The following is a 17,501-nucleotide window of genomic DNA, read 5'->3' on the forward strand; positions in this document are numbered from 1 at the left end:
GGCGCGGGCTCAGCAGCCGGCTGCTGGGTAAAGGGCAACGCCTTGAGGGGCACTTGGGAAGCGCTTTTGGTTTATATAACTTGGTAAAAATTTTGGGCTAACGGGTCTGTTTAAGAACTTTCTTAAAGTTACAGGGAGACTGCGGTGCGGACATTGTTAAATGGGCCTTTGGTCTATATTGGCTAGGTGTTGCCGCAGGCTGTAGTAAGTTCAGTGGCCGCTGCAGTGGTTTCGGCTATAAGGCATGGTGCTGCTGTTAAGTTTTATTGCTGTGCTTGGGGGGATGTAGATGATGCGAGCCAGCGCTGGCGGTGCGCTACCTCAGCGCTTGCGCCCAAAGTCTGCGGCTTGGCCGCAGGGGGGCAGGAGGGCAGAGCGGGCTCCACGCTTGCTAGATAATTCAGGGCTTTATATCGGTTAAGCAAGGAGGGCTGATTTAGATGGGGGGATTGGTTTTAAATTCTTATCTAGTAATTAGTTTTCTGCTTTATAGGTTTTGAGTTTGGTTATTTGTGGGTGTGAGTTTTATTTTGATTTGCCTGCTTGGCAGTGACAGATAGTTATTGGTAATGCCGGGGCTGGATAAGTTAAGAGGTCGCTTGGCTATGGAAAGTCTTCTGTTAGGTCAGCGCAGTGCGGTGTTTGATCAGGTCGATCCTCATCGCGTCTCCGATTACGTCAATCAGCATGTCGGTCAGCACTGCATCAGCCTGGCCAAGAGTGCGCGGCCGCAGGCCAATCTGAATCACCGCAAATTTGCCCAGCTGGATCTGTGCCGCATCAGTTATGGCGGCAGCGTGCGGGTGGTGTCGCCAGCGCTGGAAAACCTCTTTCACTTGCAGGTGCTGCTACAGGGGCAGTGCTTATGGCGCGGTCCACAGCATGAGCAATACCTGTTGCCGGGGGAGTTGTTGCTGATCAACCCGGATGATCCGGTGGACCTGACTTACTCCGAGGACTGCGAGAAATTTATCCTCAAGGTGCCGGTGGCGGTGCTGGAGTCGGTGTGCGATGACCAGCGCTGGCAGCGCCCGGCCGGTGGCGTGCGGTTCTTGCGCAATCACTACCAACTGACGGAGTTGGAGGGCTTTACCAATTTGCTGGCGATGATCTGCCAGGAGGCCGAGGCCCAGGACTCGCTGCTGCGGGTGCAGGAGCATTACACCCAGATCATCGGCACTAAGCTGCTGTCGCTGTTGCACTGCAACGTCAGCCGCGAGGAGCAGGGCAGTGCCAGTGTCAGCCTGGGGCGTATCCAAACCTATATCGATAGCCACCTCAGCCATAAGCTGGCTGCCGCAGAGCTGGCGGAGCATGCCTGCATAAGCCTGCGTGCGCTCTATGGTCTGTTTGAGCGACAACTGGGGCTGAGCCCTATGCAATACGTGCGGCAGCGTAAATTGGCGCGCATCCACGCCTGCTTGATCGACCCCCATTGCACCGTGCGCTCCCTGACCGAGTTGGCCATGGACTATGGCTTTGTCCATTTAGGCCGGTTTGCCGAAAGCTACCGCCAGCAGTTTGGCGAATTGCCCTCCGCGACCTTTAAGCGTCGTCACTGATTCCCTGTGCTGATCGTCAGCGCCGCTGTCGAGCGCCGCGCTAAGAGCCCTTGCGCCTAAGGTTTGCCTGTGTGCAGAAAACGGCTAGTGATCTGCGCAGATCGGCTATTGCGTGCTTAAGCGCCTGCATAACCTGAGCTGACTTGGCTTGGACAATAAAAAATGGAGGCTCAGCCATGTCTCTGCAATCCGACTATTTGCGTGCCCTGCTTGAAGAAGATACCGAACGAGGCATCTACCGCTGTAAGCGCGAGATGTTTACCGATCCACGGCTGTTTGAGCTGGAGATGCAACACATCTTCGAAGGTAACTGGATCTACCTCGCCCACGACAGCCAGTTGCCCAATAACAACGACTATCTGACCGTGACCATGGGGCGCCAGCCGGTATTTATTGCGCGCAATAAGGACGGCGAACTGAATGCCTTCCTCAATGCCTGCAGCCACCGTGGCGCCATGCTCTGCCGGCATAAGAGCGGTAACCGCAGCTCCTATACCTGTCCGTTCCACGGCTGGACCTTTAACAACAGCGGCAAGCTGCTCAAGGTTAAAGACCCGAAAGACGCCGGCTACCCGGACAGTTTCAACTGCGCAGGCTCCCATGACCTGAGCAAGATCGCCCGCTTTGAGTCCTACCGGGGCTTTCTGTTTGGCAGCTTAAACGCCGATGTGAAGCCCTTGCTTGAGCACTTAGGCGAGTCGGCGAAGATCATCGACATGATCGTCGACCAGTCACCTGAAGGGCTGGAAGTGCTACGGGGCTCATCGACCTATATCTACGAAGGCAACTGGAAGCTGACCGCCGAAAATGGTGCCGATGGCTATCACGTCAGCGCCGTGCACTGGAACTACGCAGCCACGCAAAACCAGCGGGCGCAGCGTGAGGCAGGGGAAGAAATCAAAACCATGGACGCCGGCGGTTGGGCGAAAAACGGCGGCGGTTTTTACAGCTTTGAGCATGGCCATCTGCTGCTTTGGAGCCGCTGGGCTAACCCTGAGGATCGTCCGGCTTATGAGCGGCGTGACGAGCTGGTGCAGGAGTATGGCCAGGCCCGCGCCGATTGGATGATCGAGAATTCGCGCAACCTGTGCCTGTACCCCAACGTGTACCTGATGGATCAGTTCAGTTCGCAGATTCGTGTGGCGCGGCCGCTGGATGTGAACCGCACGGAGATCAGCATCTATTGCATCGCGCCTAAGGGCGAGAGCGCCGAGGCGCGGGCCAAGCGCATCCGCCAGTACGAAGACTTCTTCAACGTCAGTGGTATGGCCACGCCCGATGATCTCGAAGAGTTTCGCTCGTGCCAGGTGGGTTACGGCGCCGGGCGCGGCTGGAACGATATGTCCCGCGGCGCCAAGCACTGGGTCAAGGGTGCCGATGCGGCGGCCACAGAAATCGCCTTAAAGCCGCTGCTCTCCGGCGTGCGCACCGAGGATGAGGGGCTGTTTGTGTTGCAGCACCAGTATTGGCAGCAGTGCATGCTCAAGGCTGTAGCGGCTGAGGCAGAAGTCATTGCCGGGGAGGCCGAACAATGAGCAGCCAGTACCTGCAAGTGTGCGAGTTTCTCTACCGTGAAGCGCGCTATCTGGATGATGGCCAGTGGGATCAGTGGCTGGAGCTGTATGCCAGCGACGCCAGCTTTTGGATGCCGGCCTGGGACGACAGCGATACGTTGACCGAGGACCCGCAGGCGGAAATTTCCCTGATTTGGTACGGCAATCGCAGCGGTCTGGAGGATCGGGTGTTTCGCATCAAAACCGAGCGCTCCAGCGCGACCCTGCCGCATACCCGTACCTCGCACAACCTGAGCAATATCGAGATCGTCGCCAGTGACGGCGAAGAGTGTCAGGTGCGCTTCAACTGGCACACCCTGAGCTTTCGCTACAAGGTCACCGACAGCTACTTCGGCACCAGTTTCTACACCTTGGATCTGCGCGGCGCGCAGCCGCTGATCAAGGCCAAGAAGGTGGTGCTGAAGAACGACTACGTGCGCCAGGTCATCGACATCTACCACATCTGATTGCAGCCGGCGCAAGCCTCGGTGCGTGTTCCTACATGCGCTGGCTGCGCTCGGCCGCGGGGTACCCAATGAGCTACCAGATCGCACTGAATTTTGAAGACGGGGTGACCCGTTTTATCACCGCCACGGCGGCCGAAACCATCGCCGATGCGGCCTATCGCCAAGGCATCAACATCCCCCTGGACTGCCGTGATGGCGCCTGTGGCACCTGCAAGTGCCTGGCCGAGGCCGGCAGCTATGACCTGGGCGATGAGTACATCGACGATGCCTTAAGCGAAGCCGAAGCCGCCCAAGGCTATGTGCTGACTTGCCAGATGCGTGCGCAAAGTGACTGCGTGCTGCGGGTGCCGGTCTCGGCGCAGCTGTGCAAGACTGAGCAGGCCAGCTACCAGGCCAGCATCAGCGCGCTGACTGAGTTGTCCGCCAGCACCTTAGCCTTATCGCTTAAAGGCCAGGCACTGGAGCAACTGGCGTTTTTGCCGGGGCAATACGTCAACTTGCAGGTGCCAGGCAGTGCGCAAACCCGCGCCTATTCCTTTAGCTCGTTGCCGCGTGCGGGCGAAGTCAGCTTTCTGATCCGCAATGTGCCGGGCGGGCTGATGAGCCACTACTTAAGCGCTGAGGCAAAACTGGGTGATGCCATCAGCCTGCGCGGCCCGCTCGGCAGCTTTTACCTGCGTCAGATCCAGCGGCCGTTGCTGCTGCTGGCCGGTGGCACCGGTTTGGCGCCGTTCACTGCAATGCTCGAACAGATCGCCGAGCAGGGCAGCACACAGCCGGTGCAGTTGCTCTATGGCGTGACCCATGATCAGGACTTAGTCGAGCTGGACAAGCTTGAGGGCTTCACTCAGCGCATCCCTAACTTCAGCTACCGCGCCTGCGTCGCCAGCCCTGACAGCAACTACCCGCACAAGGGCTATGTCACCCAGCACATCGAAGCCGGGCACCTCAATCACGGCGAGGTGGACATCTACCTGTGCGGACCGCCGCCGATGGTCGAGGCGGTTAGCCGCTATATGAGCGAGCAGGGCATCAGTCCCGCCAACTTCTACTACGAAAAATTCGCCGCCAGCGCTTAACGGGCGCTACGCGAAGTGTCTCTGTGCGCCGCGCCTGAGGCTGGGCGGCATATTGATCGAGGTCGAGATGAACAAAAGATTTTCGCAAAAGGTCGTGGTGGTCACTGGCGCCGCTCAGGGCATTGGCCGTGAGGTGGCGCAGCGCCTGCTGCGTGAAGGCGCGCAGGTGGTGGCGGTGGATCGCTCGGAGCTGGTCCATGAGTTGCTCGAGGCCAGTTGCAGTGCCGGGCAATTGATCACCCTGACGGCGGACCTTGAGCAATACGAGGACTGCCAGATGGTGATGCGTACGGCGGTGGACCGCCTGGGCCGGATCGACATTCTGATCAATAACGTCGGCGGCACCATCTGGGCCAAGCCTTACGAGCATTACCGCGAGCGGGAGATCGAGGCGGAAGTGCGCCGCTCCTTGTTCCCCACCCTGTGGTGCTGCCACAGCGCGCTGCCGTACATGTTGGCGCAAGGCGCCGGAGCCATCGTCAACGTGTCCTCCATCGCCACCCGCGGGATTAACCGCGTGCCTTACGGCGCGGCTAAGGGCGGGGTCAACGCGCTCACGGCTTGCCTGGCCTTCGAGACCGCCGGACGTGGCATCCGGGTGAATGCCACCGCGCCGGGCGGCACCGACGCGCCCCCACGGCGTATCCCGCGCAATAGCGAGCCGCTGAGCGCCCATGAGCAGCAGTGGTATCAGCAAATCGTTGAGCAAACCGTGCAGAGCAGCCTGATGAAGCGCTACGGCAGCGTGGAGGAGCAGGTCGGGGTGATTCTGTTTCTGGCCTCCGATGAAGCCTCGTACATCACCGGCGTGACCTTGCCGGTGGGCGGTGGCGATCTCGGTTAGCCGCACCGGAGGTGGCGCTAAGCCTCACTGGTTATCGACCTGCGCCTAGTGCGCCAGGCAATCCACTTAAACAGAGAATTGAGCCTATGACTCAAGCGCTGATCGAAAGCCTTACGGCGACCATCGTCGACCTGCCGACCATTCGCCCACACCAGCTGGCGATGCACACCCTGCAGCGCCAGACCCTGGTGATCATCCGGCTGCGCTGCAGCGACGGCATCGAAGGCATTGGCGAGTCCACCACCATCGGTGGCCTGGCCTACGGCAACGAAAGCCCGGAGAGCATCAAGCAGAACATCGACAGCCATTTTGCGCCGATGCTGCGCGGCTTGCCGGCAAGCAATATCAATGCGGCGATGCACAAGCTCGACCTGCTGGCCAAGGGCAACAACTTTGCTAAGTCCGGGATTGAGAGTGCCTTGCTCGATGCCCAAGGCAAGCGTTTGGGCTTGCCGGTCAGCGAGCTGCTGGGCGGGCGCGTGCATGACAGCTTGGAGGTGGCCTGGACCTTAGCCAGCGGCAATACCGCCCGGGATATCGCCGAGGCCGAGCAGATGCTCGAGGCCCGTCGGCATCGCATCTTTAAGCTGAAGATCGGGGCCAAACCGCTGGCCCATGATTTGCGTCATGTGTTGGCGATCAAGCAGGAGCTGGGCGATCGTGCCAGTGTGCGGGTCGATGTCAACCAGTACTGGGATGAGTCCCAGGCGATCCATGCCTGTCAGGTGTTGGGGGCCAACGGCATAGATCTGATCGAACAACCGATTGCCCGCACTAACCGCGCCGGCCAGGTGCGCCTTAACCTGCGCAGCCTGGCGCCGATCATGGCCGATGAGTCTATCGAGTCGGTTGAGGATGCCTTCAGCCTGGCTGCTGACGGCGCGGCCAGCGTCTTCGCCCTGAAGATCGCCAAAAACGGCGGCCCGCGCGCCGTGTTGCGCACCGCACAGATAGCCGAGGCCTGCGGCATCGCCCTGTACGGCGGAACCATGCTCGAAGGCAGCATCGGCACCCTGGCCTCGGCCCATGCCTTTATCACCCTTAAACACCTGACCTGGGGCACTGAGCTGTTCGGTCCGCTGCTGCTGACCGAAGAGATTGTCACTGAGCCGCCGGTGTACCGCGATTTCCAACTGCTGGTGCCAAACACCCCGGGCCTCGGCCTAAGCCTCGACGAAGAGCGTTTGGCGCATTTCGCCCGTAAGTAATGGAGGACTACGCAGATGTTGTTCCACGTGAAGATGACCGTGAAGTTGCCGCCAGACATGGCCCCCAGTCAGGCCGCCCAACTGAAAACTGATGAGAAGGTGCTCGCCAAGCGCCTGCAACACGAAGGCGTGTGGCGCCACCTGTGGCGTATCGCCGGGCATTACGCCAACTACAGCGTGTTCGACGTGCCCAGCGTCGAGGCGCTGCACGACACCCTCATGCAGCTGCCGCTGTTTCCTTACATGGAGATTGAGGTTAACGGCCTGTGCCGGCATCCCTCATCCATCCATAACGACGATCGCTAAGCCTTTGCCCTGGCAGCTGCCGTGCTGCCCATAACAACAGGTAGGTACCCAAGCATGACCGTGAAAATCTCCCCAACTGCTGAGCTGCAGCAATTCTTCCGTGAGGCCGCTGGCCTTAACCATGAGCAAGGTTCGCCGCGCCTGAAGCAGATCATCCTGCGTTTATTGCAGGACACTGCGCGTTTTATCGAGGAGCTGGCCATCAGCGACGATGAGTTCTGGAAGGCCGTCGATTACCTCAATCGCTTAGGCGGCAGCAATGAGGTCGGTTTGCTGGTGGCCGGGCTCGGCATTGAGCACTTCCTCGATCTGCGCCAAGACGCCATGGATGCCGATGCGGGCCTTACAGGCGGCACGCCACGCACCATCGAAGGCCCGCTGTATGTGGGCGGCGCGCCATTGTCTGAAGGCGCGGCGCGGATGGATGACGGCAGCGAAGAGGGCAGCGCCACGGTGATGTTCCTCGAGGGACAAATCCTCGACCCCCAAGGCCAGCCGCTGCCCGGCGCGGTAGTGGATGTGTGGCATGCCAACACCAAGGGTAACTACTCGTTCTTTGATAAGAGCCAGAGTCCGTTCAACCTGCGCCGGCGCATCGTCACCGATGCCGAAGGACGCTATCGTGCCCGCAGCATTGTGCCTTCGGGGTATGGCTGCAATCCGCAGGGGCCGACTCAGGAATGTCTCGACCTGCTGGGCCGCCATGGCCAGAGGCCGGCGCATATCCACTTCTTTATCTCTGCCCCTGGCCATCGCCACCTGACCACACAGATCAACCTGTCGGGCGATAAGTACCTGTGGGATGACTTCGCCTATGCCACCCGCGATGGTTTGGTTGGCGAGCTGAAATTTGTCGAGGGCGGCGGGCGTGGCATTGCCGGACGCTACGCTGAGCTGCAGTTTGACTTCCAATTGCAGCGGGCCTTGGCGCCCAAAGCAGAGCAGCGCAATCTGCGGCCACGGCCGCAGAAGGCCAGCTAAGCAGGGGGGCCGTCGGGCTGATTCGCCTGGCGGCTAGGCAGGGGCAACTGGCGCGCTTATTCAGCAAGACCAATGGTTGGACTAAGCCCGCTTTTAGCGGGCTTTTTCATGGCTAGGCGTTTAAATTCACTATTGTTAGGGTTAAGCCATTTCATTTAAGGGACAGACCATGAGTAAACACGCCATACCCAGCGTCATAACCGAGAAGGTTGGCGATAGCGCTGTGCAGTTCGTGCTCAAACCGGTGGCTTATGAGTTCAATGGCGAGGCCCTGGAAGGTCTGCTGATCTACTCGCAGCACATTACTGAGCCACGTCCAGGTTTGGTGGTGCTGCCCAACTGGTTGGGGATCAATGAGGACTCCGCCCGCAAGGCCATTCGTGTGGCGGGTAATCGCTACGTGGTGTTTTTGGCTGATATGTACGGCAAGGACGTGCGTCCGGAGAACGCCGACGAGGCGCAAGTTGTTTCGTCGAAACTGCGTAGTGACCGTCCCGAGATGCGCGGGCGCGCTCTGGCAGCGGTCAGCGCACTGCGTGCCCAGGCAGACGCGGCGGCCATCGATTTAAACAATCTTGGCGCGGTCGGCTTCTGCTTTGGCGGCTCCTGCGCCCTTGAGCTGGCCCGTGCCGGTGCCGACTTGCAAGGCTTTGTCAGCTTCCATGGCAGCCTGGATACTCCTCATCCGATCGACGCCCATAACATCAAAGCGCCGGTGCTGGTGCTGCATGGCGCTGAGGATCCGATCGTGACCAAGGAGCAAGTGGACGGATTTATCGCCGAGATGAGGTTGGCCCGGGTCGACTGGCAGTTGTTTATCTACGGTGGCGCCGTGCATTCCTTCACCAGCTTGAAAGCCAACGTGCCGGGGGTCGGTGAATACCATCCGGTGGCGGCGGCTCGCGCATTCAAAGCAATGAACGACTTCTTCGACGAGGCGTTTGCTGATTAGGCTTGCTGAGCCTTCTGCCGGCGTGCTGAACGCCGGCAGAAGTTGAGGTAGGTCGTGGGGGTCAGTGCGGCAGCTCGATACGGGCCTGTTCGCCTGGCACTTGCGGCCAGTCGCCTGTGCTCCAGCGCAGGCGCGCCTGATCAATCAGGCTCTGCTCGCTGGCCACAAAGTTCCAGTTGATCCGCCGTGGACCAATGGGCTCGCCACCGATCAGCACCAGATGACTTTCACTGCATGCGCTCAAGGTGAATTCCTCACCTTCAGGCAGCACCATCAACTGGCGGCGCGGCAGTTCCAGGCCGTCGACCAAGGCTTCGCCATCAATCAGGTACAGTGCCCGCTCGGTATGCTCTGCTGGCACTTGCAGGGTCGCCCCGGTGGCCAAGTGCAGCTCGGCGTAAAGAGTCGGCGAGCGCACCGGTACGGGTGATTGCAAACAAAACCCGCTGCCCGCGATCAGGCAGATGTCCACGCCCATGCTCGAGCTGCGTGGCAAGCTGCTCGCCGGATGATGGCTGTAGCTGGGTTCTGACTCTTCCTCGGCCGTGGGCATGGCCAGCCACACCTGCAAGCCGTGGCTGTTGGAACCGCTTTGCACCACGTCGGCGGGGGTCCGCTCAACATGGGCAATGCCGCGTCCGGCGGTCATCCAGCTGACATCGCCGGGCAACACGCGCTGATCCGAGCCGAGGCTGTCCTTGTGCTGCACTTGCCCCTCAAATAAGTAGGTGAGGGTCGACAGGCCAATATGCGGATGCTGATTGATGTTCATCCCGCTACCAGGGGCAAAGCGCGCCTCCAGCATATGGTCGAAAAACACAAAGGGCCCAACGCTGCGGCACTTGGCCGAGGGCAGGGGGCGCAGAATGCTTTGCCCGACCACATCCTCCTGACGCGGTTTGATAATCAGGGGTGAACTCATGCGGCTGGCTCAGCTAAATGCGTACTGATTTGCACCTCGCTGGTGGTCATCAGTTTGTGGATCGGGCACTTGTCGGCCACGCGCAGCAGTTGTTGGCGTTGGCTGTCATCTAACTCGCCCTTGAGGTTTAAGCTCACATCCAGGCGGTAAACGCCTTGACGTTCGCCGCTGTCGTCGCGGTTGATTTGTACATCCACGCCCTCCAGCGGTATGCCGCGCTGTTTGGCATACAGGGCCAGGGTCAGGGCTTTGCAGGCGCCTAAAGCGGCATCGAAAATATCGTGGGGAGCAGGGGCGGCGCCGCTGCCGCCGGATTCAGTCGAAACATCACTGTGTAGGGTGTGCTCACCGACGGTGATGCGCTGCAGCAAGCCTTTTTCATTACTGATACTAATCATATGAACTCCATGGCAAGGGATCGAAGGGCTCAGCCTAGCCCAAGGCAATAGGCGACCACCAGTGCTGGCCACCTGTTGACTAATTGTAAGACTAAAACATTGTCTGTTTGTTATGTCTAAGCTCTGTACCGGACTTAATGGAGGACGCCCGTTTGTTTAAGCCTTACCTAAGCCTTGCCCTGTGCGCATCACTGGCCGTTCTGCCGGGGCTGAGCCCAGTGGCGGCGGATTACCGCTACAGCGACGCCCATTTGCACTATGTCGACTTCTTTCAGGAAAGCGCCGGGCTGGACGAGCTGTTTAAACACATGGACGCCGGGCGCATCGACCATGTGATGCTCTCCGGTATTCCGGTGGCCAAGAAGTGGGATGAAGACGAACCCAAGCGCCCGCGTTATTACGCCGGCGACGATGCCAATGCGTACTGGTACAGCGCCACCGACGTGCTGGTGGCACATGCTTACAAGAGTGCCACGCCCGCTCAGCGCAAGCGCCTGCACCCGTTCCTGAGTGGCTTTAACCCCAACGACAAAAATGCTGACGCCCATATCCGCCGCATGCTGGAGATGGACCCTGGCTTATGGCAGGGGCTGGGCGAGATCTTTACCCGTCACGATGACCTTACTGCGTTGATCCACGGTGATGCGCCACGGGCGAATAACGAGGCACTGGCGCGGGTCTACCACCTGGCCGCTGAATACGACTTGCCGGTGATGCTGCATGCCAATATCACCTCCAAGCGTGAGCGTAATCCGCTGTATCTGCCAGAAATCGAGGAGTCGCTGCGCAACCACCCCCATGTGCGGTTTATCTGGGCCCATGCCGGCACCAGCATGGAAATCCATCGGCATCAGAAGAAGCTGGATTTTCTCCTAGAGAATCTCACGCGCATGCTTGAGCAATACCCCAATCTCTATATCGATCTGTCCTGGAGTGTGCTGCAGCCGTACTTACTGGATGCGCATGGCCAGGCCGACCCCGCCTGGCTCAAGTTAGTGAGCGCTTACCCAGAGCGTTTTATGTTGGGCAGCGATGTAGTGGGGCGCTTCGATAATCTGGAGCAAAGCCTGAGTGACTTTGAGCCCTTCTTAAACAAGTTACCCACCGAGGTGGCGCGGAAGGTGGCGCGGGATAACTTTTTAAACATTCTGCCGAAGTCCAGCCGCGAAAAAGACAACTAAGCCCAGTGCCGTAACTGCGCCTCTTGGTGCTCGCGCAGCACTTCAGGTGTTTACCGGTGGGTGAAATTTAACCCGTTGCTGTTTTGGGTTGCGTACAAAGTAACTGTTAATAGCCGTTGCGCATAACTAAGCGATGGCTCAGCTCTGATTGGCATGGGGCTAATACTTTAGCTGTATGCATAAGGCTGATTTTCCAAGAAAAATTATCCAGGCCACTCAATTGAGTGGCCTTTTTCATATTTTTCATAATTTTTAAGTCGTTTTTAAGGCGCTTTTAGGAAAAGCCGATACGGTTAATAACAGCGTGCACCTTTTTGTGATGCAGGCTTATGTCTTGCGCTTTGCGAGTAAGGCTTTAACTGTCACCGGGGAGATTCAGATGTTATTACGTAAGCTGGCAATTGCTCCTAGAGCAGCGCTAGGGTTTGGTTTGGCTGCACTGTTGACGTTGTTTTTAGGCATCTTCTCTTTAATGCAAATGAGCGAGATGCATGATCAGTCGGAGCTGGTTGATAGCAAGTGGTTGCCAAACGTCTTGGCGCTTAATGAAGTCAGTCAGGATATTTTGCGCTTGCGGGCGGTGACTCTGCGTTTGATCCTTAATCCTGAGCCAGAACATGTGCAAGCTAACTCCAAGTTGGCCCAGGAGTTACGGGAAAAGTTACATGAGGCGCAGAACCTCTATGAAAAACGCATCGTTAATGACAAAGAGCGCGCGGCCTACGCGCTGTTTAAACAAGCCGAACAAAGTTATTTGGCCGAACAGGCCAAGATTATGGCTGCGCTGGCGGCCAACGACTTCGCCGCCGCCCGCCAGCTCGCCAACGGCGAGCTGAATCAACATGCCGATGCCATGGCCAAGGCCTTGGTGGTGGTCTCTCACCTAGGGCGCGATGCCGTGTCGGCAGCGGCGAAGCGAACCGATACGGTGTATAGCGCGGCGCGGGTGTGGGTGATTGGCGGCATTCTGCTGGCGTTGCTGCTCACCGTGGTTTTGGCCTTTTTGCTGACCCGCAGCATTGCCAAACCTTTAGCCGAGGCCCTACATGTGGCGGAGGTGGTGGCCTCGGGGGATTTGACCCAGCCCATTGCGGTCGATGGCACCGATGAGCCTGCGCGCCTACTGGCTGCGTTAAAGAGCATGCAGGGCAGCCTGCGCAGCACTATCCACGGTATCGCCGAGTCGTCTAACCAATTGGCCTCGGCAGCCGAGGAACTGCACGCGGTGAGTGAGGATTCGACCCGCGGCCTGCATCAGCAAAGCAATGAAATCGAACAAGCCGCCACTGCTGTCAATGAAATGACCGCTGCGGTGGAGGAGGTGGCGCGCAATGCGGTGAGCACCTCGGAGGCGTCCCGCGAGTCCAATGAGATCTCGCAAAAAGGCCGCGAGCAGGTGCGCGAGACCGCCCGGCAGATCGAGGCGTTAGCGCAGGATGTCAGCACCACCTCGGGCCATGTCGAGCAACTTGCCGGTCGCGTCCATGACATCAGTAAGGTGCTGGATGTGATTCGTGCCATCGCCGAGCAGACCAACTTGCTGGCGCTCAACGCTGCCATTGAAGCTGCCCGGGCCGGTGATGCCGGGCGTGGGTTTGCTGTGGTAGCCGATGAGGTGCGCGCTCTGGCCCATCGCACGCAACAATCGACGCAAGAAATTGAGCAAATGATTGGCGGTATCCAGCAGGGCACTGATCAGGCCGTGAATGCCATGCGCAGCAGCAGTCAGCGCGTGCGCGGCAGTCTGGAAGTAGCGCAGGCGGCGGGGGCGGCGCTGGAACATATCGCCCAAGCCATCGCCACCATCAACGAGCGTAACTTGGTGATCGCCAGTGCTTCGGAAGAGCAAGCGCAGGTGGCGCGGGAAGTGGATCGGAATCTGATGAATATCCGTGATCTGTCGATGCAGACCACCACCGGCGCCGATGAAACCAACACCGCCTGCAATGAGCTGTCACGCCTAGCGGTGGAGCTGAATAATCTGGTCGCGCGCTTTAAGGTTTAATCCTTACAGCTGCGGTAAATCAGGCAATAAAAAACGGCGCCCTGAGGCGCCGTTTTGGTTGGCCGAAGCCCTTACTTAACTCTTACTTACCTGCCCAGCGTTGCAGCACCAGCGTGGCGTTGGTGCCGCCGAAGCCGAAGCTGTTGCTCATCACGGTGTCGATCTTCGCGTTCTCAACGGTGCTGAGTTGGATCGGCAGGTCAGCGACTTCTGGATCCAGTTCGTCGATGTTAGCCGAGCCTGCGATGAAGTTACCTTCCATCATCAGCATGCAGTAGATCGCTTCGTGGACACCGGCGGCGCCCAAGGAGTGACCCGACAGGCTCTTAGTCGAGCTGATCGGTGGCGCTTTATCTGCGAACACTTCACGGATGCCGCGTGCTTCAGCCACGTCGCCCACCGGAGTGGAAGTACCGTGGGTGTTCAGGTAGTCAATCGGGCTGTTAACGGTGGACAGGGCCTGCTGCATGCAGCGGATGGCGCCTTCGCCGCTTGGCGCAACCATGTCGTAGCCGTCGGAAGTGGCACCGTAGCCGATGATTTCGGCGTAGATCTTGGCGCCGCGCTTAAGGGCGTGCTCCAGCTCTTCGACCACCACCATGCCGCCACCGCCAGCGATGACGAAACCGTCACGCTTGGCGTCATAGGCGCGCGAGGCTTTTTCCGGGGCATCGTTGTACTGCGTGGACAGGGCGCCCATGGCGTCGAACAAGCAGCTCTGGCTCCAGTGCTCTTCTTCACCGCCGCCGGCAAACACGATGTCCTGTTTACCCATCTGAATCTGCTCCATGGCGTGGCCAATGCAGTGAGCACTAGTGGCGCAGGCAGAGGAGATGGAGTAGTTCAGACCTTTGATCTGGAACGGTGTGGCCAAGCAGGCGGATACCGTGCTGCCCATGGTGCGGGTTACGCGGTATGGGCCAATGCGCTTAACGCCTTTCTCACGCAGGGTGTCGATGGCTTCCATCTGGTTCAGCGTGGAAGCGCCACCGGAGCCGGCAACCAGGCCAGTACGCGGGTTGGACACTTGCTCGGGGCTCAGGCCGGAGTCGGCGATTGCCTGATTCATGGCCAGGTAAGCGTAGGCTGCAGCGTCACCCATGAAGCGGAACAGCTTACGGTCGATCAGCTCTTCGAGGTTCAGATCAACAGAGCCGGAAACGTGGCTACGCAGCCCCATTTCAGCGTAAGCAGGGTTGTGCCGAATACCAGGGCGACCAGCGCGCAGGTTGGCGGAGACGGTCTCTTTGTCATTGCCAAGGCAGGAAACAATACCCAGGCCAGTAATCACGACGCGACGCATGCAGAGAGTCCTTTAGAAGCTGTCGGTGGAAGTAAACAGGCCAACGCGCAGGCCTTCGGCACTGTAAATCTCGCGACCATCAACGCTAACGGTGCCATCGGCAATAGCCAGAACCAGGGAGCGTGCAATAGTGCGTTTGATATGAATGTTGTAAGTAACTTTCTTGGCTGTAGGCAATACCTGGCCAAAGAATTTAACTTCACCTGAACCGAGCGCACGGCCACGGCCAGGATTACCTTGCCAACCCAGGTGGAAGCCGACCAATTGCCACATCGCGTCAAGACCCAAGCAGCCAGGCATAACCGGATCACCTTCAAAGTGGCAAGCAAAGAACCACAGATCAGGATTGATATCGAGCTCGGCGACAATTTCGCCTTTGCCGAACTTACCGCCGGTATCGCTGATGTGAGTAATGCGGTCGATCATCAGCATGTTCGGCGCGGGCAGTTGCGCATTACCTGGGCCGAACAGTTCGCCGCGGCTGCAGCGTAACAGGTCTTCCCGGGTGAAGGCGTGTTGTTTGGTCATGCGAACTCCTCAATATGTCCCTTGCACCAAGGCTGGGAGATTTCATCTGGCTGGCGGCGCAGTCTGCTGCGTCTGCCTACAGCCTAGTCGTAGACTGTTGCGATGGGGTGAAAGTCACAGGTTTGTGAGTACAGTTGTACTGCGACCCGGACAGCTAGTTTAACGGCTATTGTAACTAGCCTGCCGTAGATGGTGGCGCTTGACTAGCGATTGCATCCAGATGGCCGGTCCAACGTTGTAAGATTTGTTGTAAATCAGCTCTTTTAAAGGGTTTTGCTAGATAATCATTCATTCCCGCCTGTAAACAGGCCTCGCGATCACCGGCTAAGACGTTGGCAGTGAGGGCAATGATCGGCAATTGTGCATTGTTGAACAAGTGGCGAATTTGTCGCGTAGCCTCCAAACCATCTAAACCCGGTAGCCGGCAGTCCATTAATACCGCGGCAAAGTTGCCTCGGCAGGCCATGCTAACGGCTTGAATACCATCGCTAATCACGCTGACTTGGTAGCCTAAGCTGCGCAGCATGGCTTCTATGACAGTTTGATTGACTGGATTGTCCTCAACTAAGAGGATATTTAATTCGTCAGAGTTTCGTGGCAGGGCCGGCGCCGCTGGTTTTTCTCCGCTGCCTTGGCTCGGCGCCAGTGGTAGCGGCAACTCCAAAGTGAAGATTGAGCCTTGGCCCTCAATACTGGTGGCGCGCAAAGTGCCGCCCATCTGCTCGGCCAAGCTGCGGGCAATGGGTAAGCCCAAACCGGTGCCGCCATAGCGGCGGGAAATCGAGTTGTCGGCCTGCTGGAAGGCATCAAACATGCTTTCCAGATGCGCGCTGCTAATGCCGATGCCGGTGTCTACTACTGCGCAGGTAAGCCACAACATTTCGCTATCCAGTGCCTGCCAGGTGCAGCGCAAGCGCACGCTACCGGATTCGGTAAATTTCAGGGCATTGCCCAGCAAATTGAGCAGTATTTGCCGGATACGGGTGGGGTCGCCCATTACCTGTATCTGCTCGGCCCCACTGGGATATTGCAGAGATAACTGAATACCGCGTTGCTGCGCACTATGGCGGAACACCTGCTGGCAGCCTTGAAGTAAGTCGTGTAAGGCGAAGCGGATACTTTCGAGTTGCACGGCACCGCGTTCGATGCGGGAAAAATCGAGAATATCGCTAATAACTTTCAGTAAGTGCTCAGTGGATTCACTGGCCAATGCCGTGTATTCGTCCTGTTCGGCATTGAGTTCAGTGGTTTGCAGCAGTTGCAACATACCCAGCACGCCATTGAGCGGTGTACGTAACTCATGACTCATCATGGCGAGAAATTCAGTTTTGCTGTTATTGGCCAGCTCGGCTTGTTCCCGGGCTTGAATCAATAAGCTGATCGACCTTTTTTGTTCTTCACTGGCGCAGGCCAAACTTTGCGCCAGATTATTGATATGGCAGGCGAGGGTTTTCAGTTCACCTTCACCTATTTCAGCTAAGCGCGTCTGATAGTTGCCAGCTTGAATGGCATTAACCGCATTGCCAATGGCGCTCAGGGGCTTTGATAAACGCCGGGCTAGGCGCCGCGCCAGCATATACGTCAGCAACAGGGCAAACAGCGCCAACAGTGCGGCTTTCAGCAGAATCAGCTGTTGGCGCTGATTAAAGGCAAATTCGGAAACACCAACGTTAACCTTGCCGATGGTTTGGCTCAGGTCATCACTGCGCGGCTCCACGGCTCTGACGCCCAGGGGATAGATGGCGGCGCTGTAGACCCGCACGGGTGAGTTGTCATCGTCAGCGTGGCTTGGGTGTTCGACGTACACCAAGAGCTTGCCATTTTTATCGCGGATTTCGAGAAAGTGCAGATAGGGCGTGTCGGCCAGCGTCTCTTCGAGCAGCGATTGCAATAGCTGCTGATTGTTCTTGAGTACGCCGAAGGCGCTGGCAGGGGCTAGTTGAATAGCGGTCAATTGGCCGAATTGATTGAGCTCGTGGCGTAGGTCCTGCAAGCGGTTAAAGGCGAAGAAACCACTGAGCAGCAGCGCCAGCAAAAGAGCGGGGCCCACACTGATCAGCTGAACGTGGGTGTGGATATTGATACGGCGCCACCAACTCATTGCGCAGTCCTCAACAGGCTGTGGGTGGAGGCTGCCGGAGGCGCTAGGGGCGAAAATGTCGGCATGATTGTTTACCCCTAGCACTCCAAGGCCTCTTTATTGTGGTTATAG

16 protein-coding genes are annotated in these 17,501 nt (G+C 58.2%); 11 read left to right on the plus strand and 5 right to left on the minus strand.

Features of this window, described 5'->3' with window-relative positions:
* Positions 1-605 precede the first annotated feature (605 nt).
* From NTD81_RS07310 to NTD81_RS07350, 9 genes are all read left to right on the plus strand, one after another.
* Positions 606-1,562 carry an AraC family transcriptional regulator gene (locus NTD81_RS07310; RefSeq protein WP_262181022.1) on the plus strand — a complete coding sequence of 319 codons (957 nt, stop codon included), beginning with the start codon at positions 606-608 and terminating at the stop codon, positions 1,560-1,562.
* Between the two features lie 176 nt (positions 1,563-1,738).
* Positions 1,739-3,097, plus strand: a complete 1,359-nt coding sequence (gene benA, locus NTD81_RS07315) for a benzoate 1,2-dioxygenase large subunit (RefSeq protein WP_262181023.1) — start codon at positions 1,739-1,741, stop codon at positions 3,095-3,097.
* The gene (gene benB / locus NTD81_RS07320; protein ID WP_262181025.1) at positions 3,094-3,582 is read left to right on the plus strand and encodes a benzoate 1,2-dioxygenase small subunit; all 489 of its coding nucleotides are present in this window, start codon (positions 3,094-3,096) and stop codon (positions 3,580-3,582) included. The genes benA and benB overlap by 4 nt, the downstream gene beginning before the upstream one ends.
* Positions 3,583-3,650: 68 nt before the next feature.
* Positions 3,651-4,661 (plus strand): benzoate 1,2-dioxygenase electron transfer component BenC, encoded by a 1,011-nt coding sequence (gene benC, locus NTD81_RS07325; protein ID WP_262181027.1) that lies wholly within the window; start codon positions 3,651-3,653, stop codon positions 4,659-4,661.
* Positions 4,662-4,728: 67 nt separating this feature from the next.
* Positions 4,729-5,505, plus strand: coding sequence for a 1,6-dihydroxycyclohexa-2,4-diene-1-carboxylate dehydrogenase (locus tag NTD81_RS07330; protein ID WP_262181029.1), 777 nt, complete (start codon positions 4,729-4,731; stop codon positions 5,503-5,505).
* 86 nt (positions 5,506-5,591) lie between these two features.
* The gene (locus NTD81_RS07335; RefSeq protein WP_262181030.1) at positions 5,592-6,713 is read left to right on the plus strand and encodes a muconate cycloisomerase family protein; all 1,122 of its coding nucleotides are present in this window, start codon (positions 5,592-5,594) and stop codon (positions 6,711-6,713) included.
* 15 nt (positions 6,714-6,728) lie between these two features.
* A complete protein-coding gene (gene catC, locus NTD81_RS07340) occupies positions 6,729-7,019 on the plus strand; it encodes a muconolactone Delta-isomerase (RefSeq protein WP_262181032.1) in 291 nt (96 codons plus the stop codon).
* Positions 7,020-7,073: 54 nt separating this feature from the next.
* On the plus strand, positions 7,074-8,000 hold the full coding sequence (gene catA / locus NTD81_RS07345; RefSeq protein WP_262181034.1) for a catechol 1,2-dioxygenase: 927 nt from the start codon (positions 7,074-7,076) through the stop codon (positions 7,998-8,000).
* 169 nt (positions 8,001-8,169) lie between these two features.
* Positions 8,170-8,952 carry a dienelactone hydrolase family protein gene (locus tag NTD81_RS07350; protein ID WP_262181035.1) on the plus strand — a complete coding sequence of 261 codons (783 nt, stop codon included), beginning with the start codon at positions 8,170-8,172 and terminating at the stop codon, positions 8,950-8,952.
* A 61-nt stretch (positions 8,953-9,013) separates the two neighbouring features.
* Here NTD81_RS07350 and NTD81_RS07355 read toward each other — a convergent pair whose 3' ends face one another.
* Both NTD81_RS07355 and NTD81_RS07360 read right to left on the minus strand, forming a co-directional pair.
* Complete coding sequence (locus NTD81_RS07355; protein ID WP_262181037.1) at positions 9,014-9,874, minus strand: pirin family protein; 861 nt, start codon at positions 9,872-9,874, stop codon at positions 9,014-9,016.
* The gene (locus tag NTD81_RS07360) at positions 9,871-10,272 is read right to left on the minus strand and encodes an OsmC family protein (RefSeq protein ID WP_262181040.1); all 402 of its coding nucleotides are present in this window, start codon (positions 10,270-10,272) and stop codon (positions 9,871-9,873) included. The genes NTD81_RS07355 and NTD81_RS07360 overlap by 4 nt, the downstream gene beginning before the upstream one ends.
* 152 nt (positions 10,273-10,424) lie before the next feature.
* Here NTD81_RS07360 and NTD81_RS07365 point away from each other — a divergent pair, with 152 nt between their 5' ends.
* Both NTD81_RS07365 and NTD81_RS07370 read left to right on the plus strand, forming a co-directional pair.
* On the plus strand, positions 10,425-11,453 hold the full coding sequence (locus tag NTD81_RS07365) for an amidohydrolase family protein (protein ID WP_410017121.1): 1,029 nt from the start codon (positions 10,425-10,427) through the stop codon (positions 11,451-11,453).
* Positions 11,454-11,832: 379 nt separating this feature from the next.
* Positions 11,833-13,458, plus strand: a complete 1,626-nt coding sequence (locus tag NTD81_RS07370; protein WP_262181046.1) for a methyl-accepting chemotaxis protein — start codon at positions 11,833-11,835, stop codon at positions 13,456-13,458.
* 82 nt (positions 13,459-13,540) lie between these two features.
* Here the strand turns inward: NTD81_RS07370 and fabB are convergent, their stop codons facing one another.
* From fabB to NTD81_RS07385, 3 genes are all read right to left on the minus strand, one after another.
* Positions 13,541-14,761 carry a beta-ketoacyl-ACP synthase I gene (gene fabB / locus NTD81_RS07375; protein ID WP_262181049.1) on the minus strand — a complete coding sequence of 407 codons (1,221 nt, stop codon included), beginning with the start codon at positions 14,759-14,761 and terminating at the stop codon, positions 13,541-13,543.
* A 12-nt stretch (positions 14,762-14,773) separates the two neighbouring features.
* On the minus strand, positions 14,774-15,289 hold the full coding sequence (gene fabA / locus NTD81_RS07380) for a 3-hydroxyacyl-[acyl-carrier-protein] dehydratase FabA (RefSeq protein ID WP_262181052.1): 516 nt from the start codon (positions 15,287-15,289) through the stop codon (positions 14,774-14,776).
* A 175-nt stretch (positions 15,290-15,464) separates the two neighbouring features.
* A complete protein-coding gene (locus NTD81_RS07385) occupies positions 15,465-17,390 on the minus strand; it encodes an ATP-binding protein (RefSeq protein ID WP_262181055.1) in 1,926 nt (641 codons plus the stop codon).
* Between the last annotated feature and the right edge of the window lie 111 nt (positions 17,391-17,501).

The organism is Pseudomonas sp. 5P_3.1_Bac2 (genome assembly GCF_025465995.1).
Classification (GTDB): domain Bacteria; phylum Pseudomonadota; class Gammaproteobacteria; order Pseudomonadales; family Pseudomonadaceae; genus Aquipseudomonas.

Coding starts and splice junctions, on each gene's coding strand:
- NTD81_RS07370 (WP_262181046.1), top strand. CDS start 11,833: ATGTTATTACGTAAGCTGGCAATTGCTCCTAGAGCAGCGCTAGGGTTT.
- NTD81_RS07360 (WP_262181040.1), bottom strand. CDS start 10,272: ATGATTAGTATCAGTAATGAAAAAGGCTTGCTGCAGCGCATCACCGTC.
- catC (WP_262181032.1), top strand. CDS start 6,729: ATGTTGTTCCACGTGAAGATGACCGTGAAGTTGCCGCCAGACATGGCC.
- NTD81_RS07330 (WP_262181029.1), top strand. CDS start 4,729: ATGAACAAAAGATTTTCGCAAAAGGTCGTGGTGGTCACTGGCGCCGCT.
- catA (WP_262181034.1), top strand. CDS start 7,074: ATGACCGTGAAAATCTCCCCAACTGCTGAGCTGCAGCAATTCTTCCGT.
- fabA (WP_262181052.1), bottom strand. CDS start 15,289: ATGACCAAACAACACGCCTTCACCCGGGAAGACCTGTTACGCTGCAGC.
- NTD81_RS07385 (WP_262181055.1), bottom strand. CDS start 17,390: ATGAGTTGGTGGCGCCGTATCAATATCCACACCCACGTTCAGCTGATC.
- benA (WP_262181023.1), top strand. CDS start 1,739: ATGTCTCTGCAATCCGACTATTTGCGTGCCCTGCTTGAAGAAGATACC.
- fabB (WP_262181049.1), bottom strand. CDS start 14,761: ATGCGTCGCGTCGTGATTACTGGCCTGGGTATTGTTTCCTGCCTTGGC.
- NTD81_RS07335 (WP_262181030.1), top strand. CDS start 5,592: ATGACTCAAGCGCTGATCGAAAGCCTTACGGCGACCATCGTCGACCTG.
- NTD81_RS07310 (WP_262181022.1), top strand. CDS start 606: ATGGAAAGTCTTCTGTTAGGTCAGCGCAGTGCGGTGTTTGATCAGGTC.
- NTD81_RS07355 (WP_262181037.1), bottom strand. CDS start 9,874: ATGAGTTCACCCCTGATTATCAAACCGCGTCAGGAGGATGTGGTCGGG.
- benC (WP_262181027.1), top strand. CDS start 3,651: ATGAGCTACCAGATCGCACTGAATTTTGAAGACGGGGTGACCCGTTTT.
- benB (WP_262181025.1), top strand. CDS start 3,094: ATGAGCAGCCAGTACCTGCAAGTGTGCGAGTTTCTCTACCGTGAAGCG.
- NTD81_RS07350 (WP_262181035.1), top strand. CDS start 8,170: ATGAGTAAACACGCCATACCCAGCGTCATAACCGAGAAGGTTGGCGAT.